The organism is Nocardia sp. NPDC057668 (assembly GCF_042799795.1).
Taxonomy (GTDB): domain Bacteria; phylum Actinomycetota; class Actinomycetes; order Mycobacteriales; family Mycobacteriaceae; genus Nocardia.
Genome location: NZ_JBHVIC010000005.1, coordinates 706133 through 725379 on the forward strand (window position 1 = coordinate 706133; position 19247 = coordinate 725379).

Sequence of the window (19247 nt, forward strand, 5' to 3'; positions counted from 1 at the left end):
AACCACCCCTTCCACCGCCCCCGATCCCGCCGCCCACGCCGCCGACACGCTCGACGCCCCGGCCACCCGCCCGGACAAACCACCATGACCAGCGCAAACACCGCACCGCCGAACGCAACCGGATACTCGTTTAGTACTTGTGCGCTCAACCCACTAAACTCACCGCCGCGCCCCTATAGCTCAGTTGGTAGAGCTACGGACTTTTAATCCGCAGGTCCCAGGTTCGAGCCCTGGTGGGGGCACCTTTCCGCCGAGGGGCCCGGACGCCGAATCCGGGCCCCTCGACACATCCCGGACATCCGCGAATCCGTGGCAATCTGTCCGGTTTTCGCCTACCGTGACCCCGGTACGGCTTTTCCGGGATGCCAACACACAGGCGGAGTTCATGACTTCCTTCGATGACCTGATCTCGAACGTCCCCGTCGCACAGATCGCCTCCAAACTCGGAGTTGACGAAGCGACCGCAACCACCGCGATCAACGCGGCGATCCCCGTTCTCCTCGGCGGTTTCCAGGCGCAGGCCGGCAACCCCGACGTCGGCCTGAATCTCGAGGGCGAGGTCGCCAACCAGCCCGCCACGCTGCTCGACGGCGGCGTCGACATCGACCAGGTCGATACCGACAGCGGCAACCAGATCGTCGACCAGACGTTCGGGGCCGAGAAGAACACGGTGATCAGCGCGCTCGGCGGCGTCGGCGGCGGCAACGGTCAGGACCTCATGGCGAAGCTGCTCCCCCTGCTCGCCCCCATCGTGCTGGCCTACCTGAGCAAGAAGATGCTCGGCGGCGGCGCGGCGGGCGGCGCGCCCGCGACCGAAACCGCCGCCGCGGGCGGCAGCGCCGGGCCTTTGGGCGACATTCTCGGTAGCCTGCTGGGTGGAGCCACCGGAGGCAAGGGTGGCGCCGGCGGTCTCGGAGACATTCTCGGCAAGGCCGTCGGGCAGAACGCGGGCAGTGTCCTCGGCAACGTGCTGGGCGGCCTGCTGGGCGGCAAGAAGTAGGTCGCACCCGATCACAATGTGCGGCTAACGAATTGCGGCCCGCGGCGATAGACCATCGCCCCGGGTCGCAACTCTTATGACATCCATCACTGGCCGCGCAATGGCAACCGGATGAGTTTCACATCACCCTACGGTGACGTAAGGTATGGGCCGCGGCGGCAGACCAGCGAGGGTACGACCAGCTAGATCGCACGATACGAAGGGCTTATGTATGGCAAAGGATCTGACTCAACTCGAGCTGCTCACGGAGTTGGAGCCGGTTGCCGCGGCGAACGTCGATCGGCACCTGTCCCTGGCCAAGGAATGGCATCCCCACGACTACGTGCCGTGGGACGAGGGACGTAACTTCGCGGCCATGGGCGGCATCGACTGGGATCCCGAACAGTCGAAGCTGAGCGAGCTGGCCAAGGCGGCCATGATCACCAACCTGCTCACCGAGGACAACCTCCCCTCCTACCACCGGGAGATCGCCGAGAACTTCTCCCAGGACGGCGCCTGGGGCACCTGGGTCGGCCGCTGGACCGCCGAGGAGAACCGGCACGGCATCGCCATGCGCGACTACCTCGTCGTCACCCGCGGCGTCGATCCCGTCGCGCTCGAACAGGCGCGCATGATCCACATGACCAACGGATTCGCTTCGCCCGCAACGGTCACCGACGGTGAAGTCGACGCCGGCTTCCTGTACTCGGTCGCGTACGTGACCTTCCAGGAACTCGCCACCCGCGTCTCGCACCGCAACACCGGGCGCGTGTGCGACGACCCCATCGCCGATCGGCTGCTGCAGCGCATCGCCGCCGACGAGAACCTGCACATGATCTTCTACCGCAACATGTGCGGTGCGGCGCTGGACCTTTCGCCGGACCAGACCATCGAAGCCATCACCCTCATCCTGGAGAACTTCCAGATGCCGGGCGCCGGCATGCCCAACTTCCGCCGCAACGGCGTCCTGATGGCCAAGCACGGCATCTACGACCTGCGCCAGCACCTGGAAGAGGTCGTGAACCCGGTCCTGAAGAAGTGGCGCATCTTCGAGCGCGACGACTTCACCGCGCGCGGCGAGGAGACCCGCGAGCGCCTCGGGAACTTCCTCGAGAAGCTCGGCGGCGACGTGCTCAAGTTCGAGGAGCAGCGCGACCGCATGCTGGCCCGCGAGGCCGCCAAGCGGGACAAGGAAATGGCGAACGTCTGACGACGGGTCCCGGGGGCTTCGCCCCCGAACCCCCGTGAGGGAGGAACCGGGGGCCCAGCCCCCGGACCCCCGAAGGGGTGGTCATGCGCGGAGAACCGGGACGTGTCCCGGGGCACTTTCGCGCGGAACCTACACTGGTCGGCGTGACGACCTCGCTCGATGCCTCGACGACCGCGCTGCGAATCGGCCCCTACCCGGTTGATCCGCCGGTCGTGCTGGCGCCGATGGCGGGTATCACCAACGTCGCCTTCCGGAAGCTGTGCCGCGAATTCGGCAGCAGCACTTCCATCTACGTGTGCGAGATGATCACCGCGCGAGCGGTGGTCGAGCGCAACGAGAAGACGCTGCACATGATGGCGTTCGACGCGGACGAGAGCCCGCGCTCGATGCAGCTGTACGCGGTCGACCCGAAGACCGTCGGCGAAGCCGTCAAGATCATCGTCGGCGAGGGCTGGGCCGACCACATCGACCTCAACCTGGGCTGCCCGGTGCCCAAGGTGACCCGGCTCGGCGGCGGCGCGGCCCTGCCCTACAAGCGGCAGCTGTTCCGCGACATCGTGCGGAACATGGTGAGCGCGGCCGAACCCGTCGGCGTCCCCATCACGGTGAAATTCCGCATCGGCATCGACGACGAGCACCACACCTACCTCGACACCGGCCGCATCGCCGAGGCCGAGGGCGTCGCCGCCGTCGCGCTGCACGCGCGCACCGCCGCCCAGCGCTACTCGGGCGAGGCCGACTGGACCGCCATCGCCCGCCTCAAGGAAGCCGTCACCACCATCCCGGTACTGGGCAACGGCGACATCTTCAGCGCCGCCGACGCGGTGCGCATGATGGCCGAGACCGGCTGCGACGGCGTCGTCGTCGGCCGCGGATGCCTGGGCCGCCCTTGGCTTTTCGCCGAGCTACAGGCCGCGCTGCGCGGCGAGGAGTTGCCCGCCGCCCCGAACCTGGGCCGGGTCGGGGAGATCCTGCGCAGACATTCGGAACTGCTCGTCGCGCACGACGGCGAGGACAAGGCCATGCGTGACATCCGCAAGCACATGGCCTGGTATCTGATGGGCTTCCCGATCGGCGGCGATCTGCGGCGTAGCTTCGCCACCGTCGGCAGCATGAACCAGCTCGTGGACCTGATCGGCCAACTCGATCCCGAGGTGCCCTTCCCCAAGGACGCCGAGGGTCCGCGCGGCCGCCAGGGCTCCCCCGGCAAGGTCGCGCTGCCCGACGGCTGGCTCGACGACCCGGAGGATCCCACGGTCCCCTGCGCCGCCGACGTCATGCACAGCGGCGGCTAGAGTTCCACTCCGCGCGGACCGCGACGGCGGCGCATTCGCGCCGTGAAATCGCACCGCCCCCGGGCACGCGATCCGCGCGCTCCACGGCGATGGACGGCTTTATCGCCGAACCGTTTTCACTTCTCCGGACGGTTCGCGCTCGCCGCCGTCCGGCGCTTTTTTCACCGATTCACACTGGTAAACGCGGCGACCCGCCACGATTTACGCTGCACCGCCCGCGAACGACCCGATCGTGTTCCCGAACCGATCGCGCAGAGCCTGGCAGAATTTCCGGGGTGGGAGCTTTCCGGCCCACCGCGGTACGGCCCGAATTCGGGGCCGCGAGAAATGTGAGTTGCGCACGATGGATCACCGTTCGAGTGGTCGATCGTGGCGGAATCGTTATCATGACGGTCGGCATCGAAAAGCAAAGTGAGGTTCGTTGGTGGGTGACGATCGGTACGGGCGTACGCCTCGGCCCGGAGGTCGCGCCCCGTGGGAGCGCTACGCCACGGACGACGACGCGGACGACCAGCCATCCACCTCGCGCCGGGCCCGGCACAACGACAATTCGTCGCCCGGCTCCGCGCCCATCTCGGTGCAGGATCTGGTCGAGCGCGTGGACAGCGAGCGCCGCTCCCGGCGCCGCCGGCGTTCCGACCCCGCCACCCCCGCCCCCGCCAACTCCGCGGGCTGGCCCGAGGCCGAACGCGGCGCGAGCGACCCGGGCGGCACCGGAGCCCGCCGCACGCCGAGCCCCGAGGCCGCCGACAGCACGGTGACCCGGCGACCCGCGCCCCAGGACCCGGTGAACTCCACGGGATCTCGCCGCGCGGTCCCCCAGGACCCGGTCAACTCGACGGGTTCCCGGCGCGCGGTACCCCAGGATCCGGTCAATTCCACCGGTTCTCGCCGCGCCGTACCCCCCGAATCCCCCGCCGCCACCGGATCCCGGCGCGCGGTACCCCCGGAACCGGTCGCCCCCAACGCTTCTCGTCCCCCGCTCGAGACCGCGGGCGGCGCACGCCGCGCCGCGCCGGCGGATCCGCCCACCGAAGAGCTACCCGTCATCACCGACCCGCCCCGCGAGCGGGTCAAGGCCGTGCGCCCGGCCACCCGGGCCGTCGAGTCCCCCGCCGACTACCCCACCACCGCGCTGCCGACGGCCATCGGGAAACCGCTGTCCCGCTTGGCCGCCGGGCGCAGCCGCCGCAATCGCAAGATGCAGATGGCCGGGCGCGCCACCCTGATCGTGGTCGCCGCCATCGCGCTGCTCATCACCGGCACCGGCTGGAGCTACCTGCACGTCAAGGACAACGCGTTCAACACCGTCGACGCGGTCCAGACCGACTCCGAAGACATCATCGACCCGAACCTGCAGTACGGCGACGAGAACTTCCTGATCGTCGGCACCGACACCCGTGCGGGCGTGAACTCCCAACTGGGCGCGGGCACCACCGACGACGCCGAAGGCGCGCGCGCCGACACCGTCATGCTGGTCAACATCCCCAAGAGCCGCGACCGCGTGGTGGCCGTGTCCTTCCCGCGCGACCTGGACGTCACCCGGCCGCAGTGCGAAGGCTGGGACAACGACAAGGGCGCCTACACCAAGGAGACCTTCCCTGCCGCCCCCGGCGACAAGCTCAACGCCATCTACGCGCTCGGCGGGCCCAAATGCCTGACCAAGGTCATCCAGAAGATGTCCGGCCTGAGCATCAACCACTTCGTGGGCATCGACTTCGCGGGCTTCGAGGCCATGGTCGACACCATCGACGGCGTCGAGGTGTGCTCCACCAAGCCACTCGTCGACGAAATCCTGGGCACCATCCTCACCACCCCCGGCAAGCAGGTCGTCAACGGCTCCACCGCGCTGGACTACGTGCGCGCCCGCCACGTCGTCGGTGAGGAGCGCAGCGACTACGACCGCATCAACCGGCAGCAGCGCTTCCTGTCCTCGCTGCTGCGCGGCGCCATGTCCAGCAAGGTGCTCTTCAACGCGGGCAAGCTGAACAGCGTCATCAACGCCTTCTCCGAGCACTCCTTCATGGACAACGTCACCACCAAGGACCTGCTCACCCTGGGCCGCTCACTGCAGAAGGTCGACGCGGGCGCCATCACCTTCCTCACCGTGCCCACCGCGGGAACCACGTCCTACGGCAACGAGATTCCGCGCGAATCCGACATCAAGGCCATCTTCCGCGCGGTCATCGACGACCAGCCGCTGCCGGGCGAGAAGAAGGACGAGACCCCCGAGTCCACCACCGAGGCCCCGCCCACCAAGCCCACGCTGATCGCGGTCGACCCCAGCACGATCTCGCTGCAGGTCTCCAACGGCTCGGGCAAGGCCGGTCTGGCCTCCACCACCGCGACCAAGCTCTCCAATCAGGGCTTCAACATCTACAGCACCGGCAACAATGCCGACGGCACCGTGGACAAGACCAAGGTCCGCTACTCCAGCGGGCACGAGGCCGCCGCGGCCACGGTCGCCAGCTCGATCCCGGGCGCGACCCTCGAGTCCACCGCCGGGCTCGGCAGCATCGTCGAGGTCGTGGTCGGCAGCGACTACCTGGGCACCGTGCGCACCCCCACCGCCTTCGGCCAGGTGCTGCCCGACACCCCCGCCGAAGCGGCCAATGCGGCGCCGGTCACACTGCCCTCCGATCTCGAGCACGTCAACGCGGCCGACGAGACCTGCAAATAGCGGGTCCGGCGGCGGGCCGGTACGCTCCGACCGGCCCGGGAGCGACCGGCACGGACGATTCACCTGCCGTTGGTGACTTGGTCAGGCGCTACCACTACTGTCTTGACTCATGCGTGTCATCTACAACGAACAAATGGCCGAACTGGCCGATCTACTCGGCGGTATGGCCGGCCTCGCCGGATCCGCGATGGAGCGGGCGACCCAGTCGCTCCTGGGTGCCGACCTCGAGCTCGCCGAACAGGTCATCACCGAATACGACCGCATCGCCGAGATGATCCAGCTGGCCGAGGAGAAGGCGTTCGCGCTGCTCGCCCTGCAGGCCCCCGTCGCCGGTGATCTGCGCCAGGTGGTCAGTGCCATTCAGATCGTCGCCGATGTGAACCGCATGGGCGTGCTGTCGCTGCACGTGGCCAAGATGACCCGCCGCCGCTTCCCGAACCACGCCGTGCCGGAAGCGGTCAACAGCTACTTCGCGGAGATGGGCCGCATCGCGGTCAAGATGGGCGCGACCGCCAAGGACGTCCTCGAGACCCGCGACCCCGAGCGCGCCGCCAAGCTCAACGACGACGACGAGGCGATGGACGATCTGCGCAAGCATCTGTTCACGCTGATCATGGACCGCGACTGGCAGTTCGGCGTGGCCTCGGCCGTGGACGTCGCGCTGCTCGGCCGCTACTACGAGCGCTTCGCCGACCACGCCGTGGAGATCGGGCGCCGCGTGGTGTTCCTGGTGACCGGCGTGCTGCCGCCCGATCCGGATTCGGAGAAGGAAAGCATCTGAGGCGCTGAGCCTTCGGGCACACCCCGGACGACGCCCGCGGTGTGCCGAACACCGTGAAACCCGGAACCCCGGCCGACGCACACGACACGGTGCGCGGGCCGGGGTTCCGTCGTTGCGGGCCGGAGGTTTTCGCCCCCGGCCCGAACGCTGCCGCGTGACGGATCAGTCGCGGGCCTCGGATTCGGCGGCGGCGGAATCCTTTTCGCGCCAGCCCAGCAGAATCGACTGCCCGCGTTCGGGCCGCCAGGGCAGCGCCACCGCGACGACCGCGGCACAGACCACCAGCGTGCCCACCGCGACGTAGGACGCCGCCGTGGCGCCCTGTAGCGAGGCCACCTTCATCGCCTGGATCAGCTCGGTCTTCGCCTGTGCCACCAGGGGATTCACCGGCGCCTTGATGATCTCCAGCACGCTGATCGGGGTGTTGCTCGCCAATTCCTTCTGCCGGTCGTTCATGATCGAGGCCGGAATGCCGGCGATCCGATCGCTGACCTTGCTCGCGTAGACCGAGGTCATGATCGAGCCCAGCAGGGCCACCCCGAGCGCTCCGCCCACCTCGCGGGTGGTGTCGTTGACCGCCGACCCCGCGCCCGCCTCGTTCAAAGGCACCGAGCCCATGATGGATTCGGTCGCCGGGCCCTGCACCACCGCGAAGCCCAGGCCCATGAGGATCATCGACACCACCACCGGTCCCACGTAGGGGGTGTCGACCGTGGTGCGGCCGGCGATGTACATGGCCACCGCCAGGATCAGCAGTCCGCTCACCAGCATCGCCGTCGTCCCCAGCCGCTGCGCGAGCATGGTCGCCAGGGGCGCGCCCACACCCACCGCGACCGCGAAAGGCAGGGAATGGATGCCGAATTCGAGCGGGGTCAGTTCCTTCACGCCCTGGAAGTACTGGGTGATCAGGAACAGGAATCCGAAGGCGCAGAAGTAGGACACGGTAATGGCCGCCGACGGCACCGCGAAGCGCCGGATGCGGAACAGCCGCATATTGAGCACCGGCGACTCGACCCGCAGTTCCCAGGTCACGAACAGCGCCAGCGCGATCACCGAAAGCAGGTATCCGGCAAGGCTTTGCGCGGCGAACCAGCCGTATTTGGGGGCCTCGATGATCGACCACACCAGCGCGGTGATGCCCGCCAGCGAGAGCACGATGCCGACCCTGTCCAGCCGGCCCGGATGCGCGCCCTTGGACTCCGGCACCGTGAGCAGCACCGCGGCGATGGCCAGCAGCGCCACCGGCACATTGATCCAGAACACCGAATGCCAGGAGAAGTACTCGAGCAGCCAGCCGCCGACCGTGGGCCCGATGGCGATGGCGATGCCGGCCATGGCGGTCCACAGCGCGATGGCCGCGGCCCGCTCCCGCGCCTCGGTGAAGATATTGGTGAGCAGGGCCAGGGTGGCCGGGAAGACCACGGCCGCGAACACGCCCATGCCGGCGCGGGCGGCGATCACCTGACCCAGGCCCGAGGCCAGTGCACCGGCCGCGGACATGGCCGCCACGCCGGCCAGGCCGATGATCATGAACTTGCGCCGCCCGTACCGGTCGCCGAGGTGACCCATGGCGAGCAGCAGGCCCGAGAAGGCCAGGGTGAACGCGTCCACGATCCACTGCAGGCCGCTCATATCAGCCTCGAGCTGCACCGCCATCGATGGCAGCGCCACATTCACGAGCGTGTTGTCCAGGACCACGAGCAGTTCCGCGAGACAGATGGCGATCAGCGCCGCGATCTTGCCGCGCTGACTCAATCCCGCGGTCCCGGCTTCGTGTTTCGCCGTTGAAACCGTCACCCGACACCTCCTACTAGACCGATCGGTTTACCGTCTCGGAATAGGTTAGATGTAACTGACGGTTGCATACAATACTGCGAGCCCGCTATGACTCAGCACACAGCGCGCGAACGGCCGATAGGGCCGAGAAAAGCCCCGGACCGACTGGTCCGGGGCCAGATGGAAGGCGGCGGCGCGTGGCCGGATCACCCGGCTCGGCGTAAGCCGCGCACCTCGCCATAGCGATCGGCTCTCACGACGGCGGCCCTCGTTCCCACCGGGAACGAGGGCCGCCGCGAACGAGCGCTTCCTACCCGAAGCGGCCCGAGATGTAATCCTCGGTCGACTTCTGGGTCGGGTTGGAGAAGATCTTCTCGGTCTCGTCGATCTCGACGAGCTTGCCCGGCTTACCCTGCGCTTCCAGGTTGAAGAAGGCGGTCTGATCGCTCACGCGCGCGGCCTGCTGCATGTTGTGCGTGACGATCACGATGGTGAACTCCTTCTTCAGCTCGGAGATCAGATCCTCGATCGCGAGCGTGGAGATGGGGTCCAGCGCCGAACACGGCTCGTCCATCAGCAGCACGTCCGGCGACACCGCGATCGCGCGGGCGATGCACAGGCGCTGCTGCTGACCACCGGACAGGCCACCGCCCGGCTTGTCGAGGCGGTCCTTGACCTCGTTCCAGAGGTTGGCGCCGCGCAGCGAACGCTCGGCGACCTCGTCGAGCTCCTTCTTGCCGCGCACGCCCTGGAGCTTGAGCCCGGCCACCACGTTGTCCCGAATGGACATGGTGGGGAACGGGTTCGGGCGCTGGAACACCATGCCGATGGTGCGGCGCACGCCGACCGGGTCGATGTTCGCGCCGTAGATGTCCTCGCCGTCCAGCAGCACCGCGCCCTCGACGCGAGCGCCGGGGGTCACCTCGTGCATGCGGTTGAGCGAGCGCAGCACGGTGGACTTGCCACAGCCCGACGGGCCGATGAAGGCGGTCACGCTGCGCGGCAGCACGGTCAGCCCCACGTTGGAGATGGCGTGGAACTTGCCGTAGTAGATATTGAGGTCTTTGACGTCGATGCGCTTGGCCATCAGTCTTTTCCGTTCCCTCTATCGATTCCGCGTCAGCAGCTTGTTGACCGCCGCAGCGGCGACGTACAGGAGTGCGATCAGCAGGATCAGCGTCAGGGCCGCACCCCACACGCGCGCCCGGCCGGCGGGCTCGGGGTTGGCCAGCTCCTGGTAGATCATCAGCGGCAGCGAGGCCATGTTGCCGTCGAAGATGTTGTAGTTGATCGACTTCGAGTAGCCGACCAGGACCAGCACCGGCGCGGTCTCACCCATGACACGGGCCAGCGACAGCAGGATGCCGCTGATCATGCCGGGCGCCGCGGTCGGAACCACGATCTTCACAATGGTTTTCCACTTGGGAATGCCGAGCGCGTAGGAGGCTTCCCGCAATTCGTCGGGAACCAGCTTCAGCATCTCCTCGGTGCTGCGCACCACCACCGGCAGCATGAGCAGCACCAGGGCCAGCGAGACCGCGAGCGCGCTCTGCGGGGCGCCGAAGGTGGCGATCCACAGCGCGAAGATGAACAGCGCGGCCACGATCGAGGGCACACCGGCCAGGATGTCCACCATGAACGTGGTGGTCTTGGCCAGCCAGCCGCGACCGTATTCCACCAGGTAGACAGCGGCCATCACGCCGAGCGGCACCGCGATGATCGCGGCCACCGCGGACTGGGCGATGGTGCCGTAGATGGCGTGGTAGACACCGCCGGCCTCGACCTCGGGCAGCACGCCCTTCTGGGACTTGGCCCACCAGTCCGCCGAAGCGATTGCGCTCCAACCGCGTTCGATGACGGTGTAGAGCACCCACAGCAGCGGCACCAGCGCGATGGCGAAGCAGGCCCACACCGTGCCGGTCGCGACGTTGTTGCGAATCCGCCGGCTCGTGCTCGTGTGCCGGAAGGTGGGGGCCTTGACCGGCTTGTCGAGGGTGGTGGTCATCCGTTCACCTTCCCGCCCGCGGCGAGCCGCGCCAGGGCGTTGACGACGAAGGTCAGCGCGAACAAAACGAAGCCGGCGGCGATGTAGGCGCCGGTCGGCAGCTTGGAACTGAATTCGGCAGCGGCCGAGGCGATCTTGGAGGCGAAGGTGTACCCGCCGTCGAAGACCGACCAGTGCCCGGCCTGCGCCGAGGTGCGCAGCACCACGAGCACCGCGATGGTCTCACCGAGTGCGCGGCCCAGGCCCAGCATGGAACCGGCGATCATGCCGGAGCGGCCGTACGGCAGCACCGTCATGCGCACGACCTCCCACTTGGTGGCGCCCAGGGCCTGCGCGGCCTCGATGTGGGTGCGCGGGGTGAGGCCGAAGACCTCACGGCTCACCGAGGTGATGATCGGCAGGATCATCACCGCGAGCACGATGCCCGCGGTGAAGATCGTGCCGCCGCCGGCGATGCTCACATTGCCGTCGGCGAACAGGAAGAACCAGCCGAGTTTGTCGTTGAGGAAGGTCTGGACCGGCTCCAGCTTCGGAGCCAGCACCAGGAATCCCCAGAGGCCGAACACGATCGAGGGCACCGCCGCGAGCAAGTCGACGATCATCGAGAACGGGCGGGCCAGCGCCTTGGGCGCGTACTGCGTCAGGAACAACGCGATGCCCACGCCGATCGGCACGGCGATCACCAGCGCGACGATCGAACTCAGCACCGTGACCATGAACAGGTCCTTGATGCCGAACCGCAGATGGTTGGCATCGGAGGTGTTGAACTCGGTGCTGGTGAAGAAGTTCGCGTCATTCGCCAGTACCGACGGCACCGCCCTGATCAACAGGAACAGCGCGATCAAGGCGATCGCACCGACGATGACGGCGCCGGCCGCCGTGGCCGCGGAGCGGAAGACGAACTCCGCGCCGTACTTGGAGACGCCGCGCCGCGCGGCCGGCTTCGTGCTGGGTTCGGTCGGCATGAGCGCAGTATCCCCCGGCGGCTGGGCACGGTTCCCCCGCGGGCCGGTCGAAACGGACTGGCCCGCGGATGCTATTTCGTCGTGCACGGTCATGATGTGCTCTCGATCGGGTCGATCAGGAGATGGCGTTGATCGCGGTGGTCAGCTTGGTCTTGAACTCGTCCGGGATCGGCACGTAGCCGGCGTCCGAGAGTCCCTGCTGGCCGTTGCCGGTCGCCGAGGTCAGGAAGGCCTTGACCGCCTTGGCGGTGGCGCTGTCGCTGTACTTGGAGCACACGATCTCGTAGGTCGGCATCATCAGCGGGTACGCGCCGCCGACGGTCGGCTTGTAGAACGAGGAGGTGTCCAGCACCAGGTCGTTGCCCTGACCGGAGATCTTCACGCCGTTGATCGCCTTACCGGCGGTCTCGGAGGTCAGCTCGACCGGCTTCGGGTCGTTGGAGGTCGTCGCCGTCAGGATGCGGCTGATGGACAGCCCCTGGGCCTTGGCGAAGGACCACTCGTTGTAGGTGATCGAGAACTGGGTGTTCTTGACCGCGGCCGAGGTGCCCTCGTTGCCCTTGGCGCCCTCGCCGATGCCACCGGTGAACGCCTTGCCGGCGCCCTTGCCCCAGGCGCCCTCGGAAGCGGCGTCGAGGTACTGCTGGAAGTTGTCGGTGGTGCCCGACTCGTCCGAGCGGTAGATCACGGCGATCTTGTCACCCGGGAGCTTGTCGGCCTTGGCCGAGTTCAGCGCCTTGATGGCGGTGTCGTTCCAGGTGGTGATGGTGCCGTTGAAGATCTTGGCGATCGTCGGCGCGTCGAGCACGAGGTCGGTCACGCCGGGCAGGTTGTAGGTCACGGCGATCGGGCCGAAGACGGTCGGCAGGTTCCACGCGGGCGCGCCGCAGCGGGTCTCGGCCTGCTTGGTCTCGTCCTTCTTGGCCGAGAGCGGGGAGTCCGAACCGGCGAAATCGGTCTGGCCGCCGAGGAATTCCTTCACACCGGCGCCGGAGCCCGACGAGGTGTAGTCGAGCTTGAATCCGTCGCAATTCTTCTCGTAGGCGGCGACGAAACGATCCATCGCGTTCTTCTGCGCCGACGAGCCGCTGGCCTTGAGGGCGTTCTTGCCGCCACACTCGACAGCCTGCTTCTCGACGCCGCCCGCGACGTCGTTCTCGTCGCTGCCACAGGCGGTCAGCGTAAGGGCGCCGGCCGCGGCCAGCACACCGATCAGGGCGCTGCTGCGCTTGAGATTCACTTGGTTCCTCCGCGAATCACGGTCCGCACGCCCAACCCCTCAACGGTCGGACGGGCGCGATGATTGGTGGCTGTTCGCTGGGAACTCGCGCACCGGGCAGTTCGGTACCGCCCACAAGCAAAGTAAGGGGGGCTGGTGGCCAGTTGGACCTGGGCAGGTGAACGGGAGATGAACAACCCGGCGCGATTACGCTGCACGTTCTGTGACAATTGCCTCAGGGTAGCCGGAGGCTCGAAGTCCGGACATTCACGGCGGCGCTTACGACACCGCGCGAGAATCCGCTATCCGGCGGTGTAGGCCACGTCCACGTGCGCCGGGGCGAAACCCAGCTTCGTGTAGGTGTGCACGGCGGCGGTGTTGTCCGCCTCGGTGTAGAGCAGCACCTGCGGCAGCCCGCGGTCGCGCAGATACCGCAATCCCGCCAGCGTCAGCACCCGCCCGAGGCCGCGGCCCTGCGCGGCCGGATCGACGCCGACCACGTAAACCTCACCGAGCGGCGGCTTTTCATCGTGATGGACCTTGGTCCAGTGAAAACCGAGAACTCGGTCCGGATCGGCGGGGTCGACGGCGAGGAACAAACCCTCGGGGTCGAACCAGGATTCGGCGCGGCGCGCGGCGATGTCGCGCTCGGTCCAGCCGCCCTGCTCCGGATGCCAGGAGAAGGCGGCGTTGTTGACTCGCAGGATCTCGGCGTCGTCCGCCGGACCCGCGTAGGTGCGCAATTCCAGGCCGTCCGGCACCGTCAGTTCCGGTAGCTCGGTAGTAGCGAGATCCCGGCGCATTTGCCACAGTTCGCGTGCGACCCGCAGCCCCAGCCGGGCCGCGACCGCCTTGGCCGGAGGCAGATCGCCGTGCGCCCAGACCCGCGCACCGGGTCCGCCCGCGGCGAGCGCCGTGCGCACCAGCTCGGAGCCGATACCCTGCCCGCGCCGTTCCGGATCGACGACGACCTCGGCCATGGCGGGGTGATCACCGTGCGCGGGAGCCAGATTCGCGTATCCGGCGGGCACGCCGTCCCGGACCGTCACGAAATGCCTGGCCTCGATGTCGTCCGCGGTCAGTGACAGCACGGCCTGTTCCGAGATGGGCGCGACGCCGTCGGCCGCGGTGGCGCGTTCGATCAGTTCCCGCACCACCCCGGCGGTCTCGGCGGGCAGGCGGTCGGCCGGGGAAGACATCAGAGAGAACCGTTCGCCGTGGTCAATTCGTCGTCGGCGCCTTCGGAATCGGGGAAGGTGACCGTCTCGCCCTTGCCGGCCGCGGTGCGCGCCGGGCGCACCGCCTTGTAGCCCACGTTGCGGACGGTGCCGATGAGCGACTCGTATTCACTGCCGAGCTTGGCGCGCAGTCGCCGCACGTGGACGTCCACGGTGCGGGTGCCGCCGAAGAAGTCGTAACCCCAGACCTCCTGCAGCAGCTGCGCGCGGGTGAAGACCCGGCCCGCGTGCTGTGCGAGGTACTTGAGGAGTTCGAACTCCTTGTAGGTCAGATCGAGTGGGCGGCCGCGCAGCCGGGCGGTGTAGGTGCCCTCGTCGATCACCAGCTCACCGAGGGTGATCTTGCCGGTGTTCTCCGGGCTGGCGACGCCGCCGTTGCGGGCGACCAGCAGCCGCAGCCGGGCGTCCAGTTCCGCGGGGCCGGTGCCGGGCAGCAGGATGTCGTCCAGCCCCCAGTCCGCGTTCACCGCGACGAGACCGCCTTCGGTGAGCACCGCCACGACCGGCACCGAGGAACCGGTGCTGCCCAGCAAACGACACAGTCCGCGCGCGGCGGCCAGGTCGGTCCGGGCGTCGACCAGTGCGACATCGGCGGATCCGGCTTCGAGCAATGACGCGACCTCGGTCGGCGCGGGCCGCACGTGGTGCGGCAACAACGCCAGCGACGGCAGGACCGCCTCGGGGTTGGGGTCGGAGGTCAGCAGGAGCAGCTCCATGGGGGCCCTCCATCCCATCTGGCACGTGCGTGGCAACCGCTCTGTACGCCACGACATCATGCTGGTTATCACAGGTAAGTCGGTTGCTACATTAGCGTGTCCCGCCGCCGGGCCGAGTCATCGAGGCGGCCCAGCGGGGCTCGGCTATCGAAACACCGGCATTCGCGACCGGAGCGACCGCGGCCGGGACCGACCGCGCCCGCCCCCATTAGGGTTGCGGGCATGGGTTTCCGGAGGGTGATCATTGGCCTGCTCTGTCTGGCGGGGCTGGCGGTCGTACTCGATTTCGGCATGGCCGCCTATTCCGAATACCGGGTGTCGCGGCTGCTGCGCGAGGGTTCGGACCTGGGCGCGGACCCCGAGGTGACCTTTCACGGCTTCCCCTTCGTACTGCAGGCCATGAACGGCGAGTTCCAGAACGTGGACATTCGGGCGCGTGCGGTGCGTCCCGACATTCCGGGCGAAATTCGGGTCGAAGCCAACTTGCGCGGCGTGCATCTGCCGTTCGGGGATCTCACCGACGGCAACGTCAGCAAGGTGCCGGTGGACCTGGTCGAGGCCCGGATGCGCGTGGAGCCCAACGAACTCGGCCGGCTGTTCAAGATTCCGGATCTGCAGGTGTTCGGCCCGCCCGCGGACAAGTCCGACGGCCTCGGCGGTTCCGGTGGATCGGGTATGACCAACGACGGCGTGATCATCCTCACCGGCACCCTGCCCCTGGACTCGGCCCCGGAGTCCCCCGGCCCGCTGACCGTCAGCACCCGCAGCAAGGAGGCGGTGAGCGTGCTGGCGACGCTGCGCCTGGTCGGGGATCAGATTCAGATCACCGCGACCGATATCTACCGGGGCACCGAGAACACCGTGCTGAGCGGCGCGGACACCTCCCCCCGGGTGATCTCCGAGGCCGACAAGCCCAGGGTGCTCGCCATGTTCACCCGTACCATCGATACTCGGGATCTCCCGTTCGGCATCGTGCCCACGAAGGTGGAGGCGATCGGCGGGCAGATCGTGGTCGAGGGCAAAGGCGATGATGTGACCGTAGATCTGGATCGGCTACAGCAGCCGTGACCGCGCTGGCCGTACTGCTGGTCGCGCTCGCCGCCGCGGTGGGCGCGGGATTGCTGTTGCGCCGCAACGAGGGCCGGGTGCGCGCGAGCGCCGCCCCCGAGCGGGCCGGTGACGAACGCGCGGCGTTGCTCGCCGCCGCGGGCGTACTGCCCGGCCGTCCGACTGTTCTGCATTTCTCCGCGGACTGGTGCGGCCCCTGCGCGGCCGTGCGCCGAGTCGTGGCGGGCGTGGCCGGCGAGCTCGCCGGGGAACCGGACGCACCGCTGGATCTGGAACTCGACATCGACGCCAATCCGGAATTGGCCCGGGTGCTGAACGTGCTCTCGCTGCCCACGACCTTCGTCCTGGACGCCGCGGGGCAGGAGCGCTTCCGGATTTCGGGTGTTCCGAAAGCGGCGGATATCCGCAGGTCATTGGCTTCGCTAACGGTTTCCGGGGCGGTCGAGTGACCAGTATTACGGGCCCCGGGTCCAATTTCCCCCGAAAACCGGGTAAACTCCCCTTCGTGCAATCCAACCGCGAGCTGATGCTCACCCGACGCCGCACGGTAGACCTGTGCCGCCTCGGTGGTTGTTGCTGCCTGTGCCGCTAGCCGGTCGGCCTTTCGTTCACTTCTGACGCCGACCGGTACATGCCCCGCCGTAGATGAGGTCGTTTCGATCCTCCGGCGATCTGGCCGAAATCCCTTCAGCGCAGGAGCACACACATGTCGAACCCCAATCCCGGTAAACCGCCCAATGGTCAGGTGGATGTACGCGGGCCGCGCTTCGCGGCCTGGATCACCACCGCCGTCCTGGCGCTCGTGCTCGTGATCTCCGTGTTCTCCGTTCCCGCCGCCGCGATCCTGCTGGCCGTGCAGGCCGTGGTCTTCGCGGCCGGCGCGCTCTCCGGTCCACGTCGCAGCCCCTACGGGCGGATCTTCGCCGCCCTGGTCGCGCCGCGCATCGGGCCCGCGTCCGAGGTCGAACCCGTTGCCCCGCTGCGGTTCGCGCAGCTGGTCGGCTTCGTCTTCGCCGCGCTCGGTGTCATCGGCTTCGCCGCGGGCAGTCCGGTGGCGGGCTCGATCTTCACCGGTTTCGCGCTCTTCGCCGCCTTCCTCAACGCCGCCTTCGGAATCTGCCTGGGCTGCTTGATCTATCCCGTCGCCGCGCGCCTGCTGCCCAAGTCCGCGGCCACCGCGACCCAGAACCCCTGAACCACCCTGTATCCCAACCAACGCATCACTACCGCCTGACCCCGGCACCACCGAAAGGAACAACATGGCTCGCTCCGAGGTCCTGGTCTCCGCAGACTGGGTCGAAGAGAACCTGAACACCCCCGGCGTCGTCCTCGTCGAGGTCGACGAGGACACCTCGTCCTACGACCTCGGCCACATCGAGGGCGCCGTCCGTCTGGACTGGAAGCAGGACCTGCAGGATCAGGTTCGGCGTGACTTCGTCAACCGCGAGCAGTTCTCCGATCTGCTGTCCGCCCGCGGCATCGGCAACGATGACACCGTGGTGCTCTACGGCGGCAACAACAACTGGTTCGCGGCCTACGCGTACTGGTACTTCAAGCTCTACGGCCACCAGGACGTGAAGCTCCTCGACGGCGGCCGCAAGAAGTGGGAGCTCGACGCCCGCCCGCTGGTCAAGGACATCAAGACCCGTCCGGCCACCGCCTACAAGGCGTCGGAGCAGGATCTGTCGATCCGCGCCTTCCGCGACGAGGCCATCAACGCCATCGGCAACAAGAACCTGGTCGACGTGCGCTCGCCCGACGAGTTCTCCGGCAAGATCCTGGCCCCGGCCCACCTGCCGCAGGAGCAGTCGCAGCGTCCGGGCCACATCCCGACCGCCATCAACGTGCCGTGGTCCAAGGCCGCGAACGAGGACGGCACCTTCAAGTCCGACGACGAGCTCGCCGCCATCTACAAGGAAGCGGGCCTGGACGGCGAGAAGGAGACCATCGCCTACTGCCGCATCGGCGAGCGTTCCTCGCACACCTGGTTCGTGCTGCAGGAGCTGCTGGGCCACAAGAACGTCAAGAACTACGACGGGAGCTGGACCGAGTACGGCTCCCTCGTCGGTGCACCGATCGAGTTGGGAGCGTAATCAAATATGTGTGCAGCACCTACCCAGGGACAGGCCATTCCGGCGGGCGTCGACGTGGAGAAGGAGACGGTCATCACCGGCCGCGTCCTGACCGCTGACGGCCAGACCGTCGGTGGCGCGTTCGTCCGCCTGCTGGACGGCAATGGCGATTTCACCGCCGAGGTCGTGGCCTCGGGCACCGGCGACTTCCGCTTCTTCGCCGCGCCGGGCGCGTGGACCATTCGCGCGCTCTCGGCGTCGGGCAACGGCACCGCCGAGGTTGCCCCCGAGGGCAACGGCATCCACAACGTGGACGTCACGGTCGCCAAGTAAGAAGTGAAATACAGGGAACGGCCCCGGGATTCATTTTCCCGGGGTCGTTTTCAGTTCTCGGCAATCGGACGGCTAGACTCCGAGGCGTGGTGCTTGCCTTCGAGATCCTCCTGGTCGTCGTATCGCTACTGATCGCCTGGTTCGGTCTGTACGTCCTCTACCGGCTGTTCACCGAGTCGTGAGCGAGTCGGCGAGCGAGAACGCCGAACACGTGGCCAACGGTACGACGCAGGACGCGTCCGCCGGTGGTCGCGACGCTTCCGCGCGTGTGGACGAGTCGCCCCGCCGCAGCGGTGACCAAGCGGTCGCCGAAGCGGTCGAGCGGGCGAAGTCGACCGCGCCGCGGAACATCCCCTCGCTCCCCGATCTCCCGCTACCGATCGATACCGCGAATCTGCGGCAGGGTCCGGACCTGAGTTCCTCCATGCTCGCGCTGCTGCCGCTGGTCGGTGTCTGGCGCGGCGAGGGCGAAGGCAACGATCCCGAGACCGGCGACTATCGCTTCGGTCAGCAGATCATCGTCTCGCACGACGGCGGCGACTACCTGACGTGGGAGGCCCGTTCGTGGGTCATCGACACCGACGGCACGTACACCGGCCCGGATCTGCGTGAGAGCGGTTTCTGGCGGGTCGGCATCGACGGTGACGACGAGGTGCTGGAGCTGCTGCTCACCCATTCCTCGGGCATCGTCGAACTGTTCTACGGCCAGGCCCTGACCCAGTCGTCCTGGGAGCTCGCCACCGACGTGGTGATCCGCAGCCAGTCCGGCATCGTGGTGGGCGGCGCCAAGCGCCTCTACGGCATCGTGGAGGGCGGCGACCTCGGCTACGTCGAGGAGCGCATCGGCCCCGACGGCGTCCTGGAACCCCGCCTGTCGGCCCGCCTGCAGCGCTACATCGGGTAGGTAATC

18 protein-coding genes and 1 tRNA gene are annotated in these 19247 nt (G+C 67.9%); 12 read left to right on the forward strand and 7 right to left on the reverse strand.

The window, feature by feature from the left end:
- Window positions 1–169 precede the first annotated feature (169 nt).
- From ACFVBH_RS30430 to phoU, 6 genes are all read left to right on the forward strand, one after another.
- A tRNA-Lys gene (locus ACFVBH_RS30430) sits at window positions 170–242 on the forward strand.
- Between the two features lie 143 nt (window positions 243–385).
- The gene (locus tag ACFVBH_RS30435; RefSeq protein ID WP_354985823.1) at window positions 386–1000 is read left to right on the forward strand and encodes a DUF937 domain-containing protein; all 615 of its coding nucleotides are present in this window, start codon (window positions 386–388) and stop codon (window positions 998–1000) included.
- 211 nt (window positions 1001–1211) lie between these two features.
- Window positions 1212–2189, forward strand: a complete 978-nt coding sequence (locus ACFVBH_RS30440; RefSeq protein ID WP_354985824.1) for an acyl-ACP desaturase — start codon at window positions 1212–1214, stop codon at window positions 2187–2189.
- Window positions 2190–2332: 143 nt separating this feature from the next.
- Complete coding sequence (dusB, locus tag ACFVBH_RS30445) at window positions 2333–3484, forward strand: tRNA dihydrouridine synthase DusB (protein WP_379006835.1); 1152 nt, start codon at window positions 2333–2335, stop codon at window positions 3482–3484.
- Between the two features lie 424 nt (window positions 3485–3908).
- Window positions 3909–6164 (forward strand): LCP family protein, encoded by a 2256-nt coding sequence (locus tag ACFVBH_RS30450; RefSeq protein ID WP_379006837.1) that lies wholly within the window; start codon window positions 3909–3911, stop codon window positions 6162–6164.
- 109 nt (window positions 6165–6273) lie between these two features.
- Window positions 6274–6945: a phosphate signaling complex protein PhoU gene (gene phoU, locus ACFVBH_RS30455; RefSeq protein ID WP_354985827.1), complete on the forward strand. Its 672-nt coding sequence runs from the start codon at window positions 6274–6276 to the stop codon at window positions 6943–6945.
- 162 nt (window positions 6946–7107) lie between these two features.
- Here the strand turns inward: phoU and ACFVBH_RS30460 are convergent, their stop codons facing one another.
- The 7 genes from ACFVBH_RS30460 to ACFVBH_RS30490 all read right to left on the reverse strand — a co-directional run bounded on the left by ACFVBH_RS30460 (window position 7108) and on the right by ACFVBH_RS30490 (window position 14864).
- Window positions 7108–8742 (reverse strand): MFS transporter, encoded by a 1635-nt coding sequence (locus tag ACFVBH_RS30460; RefSeq protein WP_379006841.1) that lies wholly within the window; start codon window positions 8740–8742, stop codon window positions 7108–7110.
- Window positions 8743–9031: 289 nt separating this feature from the next.
- Window positions 9032–9808, reverse strand: coding sequence for a phosphate ABC transporter ATP-binding protein PstB (gene pstB / locus ACFVBH_RS30465; protein ID WP_354985828.1), 777 nt, complete (start codon window positions 9806–9808; stop codon window positions 9032–9034).
- Between the two features lie 18 nt (window positions 9809–9826).
- Window positions 9827–10726, reverse strand: coding sequence for a phosphate ABC transporter permease PstA (gene pstA / locus ACFVBH_RS30470; protein ID WP_354985829.1), 900 nt, complete (start codon window positions 10724–10726; stop codon window positions 9827–9829).
- Window positions 10723–11691 (reverse strand): phosphate ABC transporter permease subunit PstC, encoded by a 969-nt coding sequence (gene pstC, locus ACFVBH_RS30475; RefSeq protein WP_354985830.1) that lies wholly within the window; start codon window positions 11689–11691, stop codon window positions 10723–10725. Before pstC ends, pstA begins: the two co-directional genes overlap by 4 nt.
- Before the next feature lie 115 nt (window positions 11692–11806).
- On the reverse strand, window positions 11807–12931 hold the full coding sequence (pstS, locus tag ACFVBH_RS30480; RefSeq protein ID WP_354985831.1) for a phosphate ABC transporter substrate-binding protein PstS: 1125 nt from the start codon (window positions 12929–12931) through the stop codon (window positions 11807–11809).
- 281 nt (window positions 12932–13212) lie between these two features.
- Window positions 13213–14109 carry a mycothiol synthase gene (gene mshD / locus ACFVBH_RS30485; RefSeq protein WP_379006846.1) on the reverse strand — a complete coding sequence of 299 codons (897 nt, stop codon included), beginning with the start codon at window positions 14107–14109 and terminating at the stop codon, window positions 13213–13215.
- Window positions 14109–14864 carry a response regulator transcription factor gene (locus ACFVBH_RS30490; RefSeq protein ID WP_354985833.1) on the reverse strand — a complete coding sequence of 252 codons (756 nt, stop codon included), beginning with the start codon at window positions 14862–14864 and terminating at the stop codon, window positions 14109–14111. Before ACFVBH_RS30490 ends, mshD begins: the two co-directional genes overlap by 1 nt.
- Before the next feature lie 222 nt (window positions 14865–15086).
- Here ACFVBH_RS30490 and ACFVBH_RS30495 point away from each other — a divergent pair, with 222 nt between their 5' ends.
- From ACFVBH_RS30495 to ACFVBH_RS30520, 6 genes are all read left to right on the forward strand, one after another.
- Window positions 15087–15932, forward strand: a complete 846-nt coding sequence (locus tag ACFVBH_RS30495) for an LmeA family phospholipid-binding protein (protein WP_379006849.1) — start codon at window positions 15087–15089, stop codon at window positions 15930–15932.
- Window positions 15929–16381 (forward strand): thioredoxin family protein, encoded by a 453-nt coding sequence (locus tag ACFVBH_RS30500; RefSeq protein ID WP_354985835.1) that lies wholly within the window; start codon window positions 15929–15931, stop codon window positions 16379–16381. Before ACFVBH_RS30495 ends, ACFVBH_RS30500 begins: the two co-directional genes overlap by 4 nt.
- Window positions 16382–16638: 257 nt before the next feature.
- On the forward strand, window positions 16639–17127 hold the full coding sequence (locus ACFVBH_RS30505; protein ID WP_379006852.1) for a DUF4395 domain-containing protein: 489 nt from the start codon (window positions 16639–16641) through the stop codon (window positions 17125–17127).
- 64 nt (window positions 17128–17191) lie between these two features.
- Window positions 17192–18025 carry a sulfurtransferase gene (locus ACFVBH_RS30510; RefSeq protein ID WP_354985837.1) on the forward strand — a complete coding sequence of 278 codons (834 nt, stop codon included), beginning with the start codon at window positions 17192–17194 and terminating at the stop codon, window positions 18023–18025.
- 6 nt (window positions 18026–18031) lie between these two features.
- Window positions 18032–18337, forward strand: a complete 306-nt coding sequence (locus ACFVBH_RS30515) for a DUF1416 domain-containing protein (protein ID WP_354985838.1) — start codon at window positions 18032–18034, stop codon at window positions 18335–18337.
- Window positions 18338–18605: 268 nt separating this feature from the next.
- Entirely contained in the window at window positions 18606–19241 is a 636-nt protein-coding gene (locus tag ACFVBH_RS30520; protein ID WP_354985894.1) for an FABP family protein, read from the forward strand.
- Window positions 19242–19247 lie beyond the last annotated feature (6 nt).